The sequence below is a fragment of the Caulobacter sp. P1_B12_2 genome (genome assembly GCF_056406675.1).
In genome coordinates this window covers 1-1,374 of the sequence record NZ_JBFTZS010000717.1, presented here as the reverse complement: position 1 = coordinate 1,374, position 1,374 = coordinate 1, and the positions used below count along the sequence as shown (strand labels likewise).

General features: G+C 69.4%; 1 protein-coding gene. It reads left to right on the top strand.

The features are described 5' to 3' along the window. Positions 1 to 139 precede the first annotated feature (139 nt). Positions 140 to 1,240: an MBL fold metallo-hydrolase gene (locus AC1DZ6_RS25175; RefSeq protein ID WP_477099817.1), complete on the top strand. Its 1,101-nt coding sequence runs from the start codon at positions 140 to 142 to the stop codon at positions 1,238 to 1,240. Positions 1,241 to 1,374: the final 134 nt, after the last annotated feature.

Here is a 1,374-nt window from a genome sequence, read left to right as displayed (position 1 = left end):
GCGCCCGGCTTCGCCGAGCTTGTCCGGGATGACAGGCTTGGACCCATGTCGCTCGCCGAACCACCCCGTAGCCGAACCGCTGGCTTCGTGGGAGGATCGCCACACCCGCACCCTGGCCCGGAGACGCGCGATGCCGTCGATGCCCGACCTTCTTCCCGACCGTCGGGCGCTGATCGCGGGGCTGCTCGCGAGCCTCACCGGCGGAACGATCGGCGGGGTTCGGGCGCAGCCGCCTTTCAGGGCCCCGGTCGTCGACCGACTGACGCTGCAGGTGCTGATCGACAACGCGACCTTCGGCCCCTTCCTGCCCAACCTGACCTTGCCGGGCCTGGAGGTGCGCCGTGAGACCGGCGACCGACRGCCCCGGATGTCGCGCCAGGCGCTGAAGRCCGAGTTCGGGCTGTCGATCCTGGGCACGTCGCAGATCGGCGACCAGACCCGGCGCGTGCTGGTGGATTTCGGTTATACGCCCGAGACCCTGACCAACAATCTCGCCCTGCTGGGCGTCGACCCGGACCAGTTCGATGCGGCGGTTCTGAGCCACGGGCATCTGGACCACTATGGCGGTTTCGCCGGCCTGTTCGCCGGGCGGGCGGCCAAGGACCGCCATCTGCCGCTGTATGTCGGCGGCGAGGAGACCTTCTGCGAGCGGGTGGCGATGATCGCCTCGCCGCCGCCGGTCATGGGGGCGCTGGACCGGGCCGAACTGGCTCGGGCCGGTCTGGAGGTGCGCATCGCCCCCGAGCCCGCCGTGGTCGCCGACCAGGCCTTCACCACCGGCGTCATCCCGATGAAGTCGTTCGAGCGCGCCGCGATCCCGACGGCGATGCGCGCGGGGGTGGGCTGCGACGCCGCCAAGCTGTCGCCCGGCAAGCGCGAGGGCCAGACGCTCGACGACGGCGAGCACGAGCTGGCGACCTGCTACGTGGTCAAGGGCCTGGGCCTGGTGGTGGTGTCCTGCTGCAGCCATCGCGGCGTGCTCAACGCCGTCCGACAGGCCCAGGCGCTGTCGGGCGTCGACAAGGTCCACGCGGTTGTCGGCGGCTTCCACCTGGTGCGTCCGCGCACCGAGGACGAGGCCCGGAGAACGGCGGCCGAATTCGTCAAGATCGATCCGACCTACATCGTGCCGATGCACTGCACGGGCGAGGTTTTCATCGCCGAGGCGCTGCGGCTCATGCCGAGCAAGGTGATCAGGCCCTATGTCGGAACCCAGCTGGTGTTCGAGGGCAAGGCGTGAGGCGCGAACCAGGACGTATCGACATTCAGCGTCTGGGGCGCCCAAACCAGCCTTCGGACTCATCCTCTTTCAACCGTCATTCCCGCCCTCGTGGCGGGAACTCCTGGTTCAGCTGACGGTGAAGCGAATTGGCG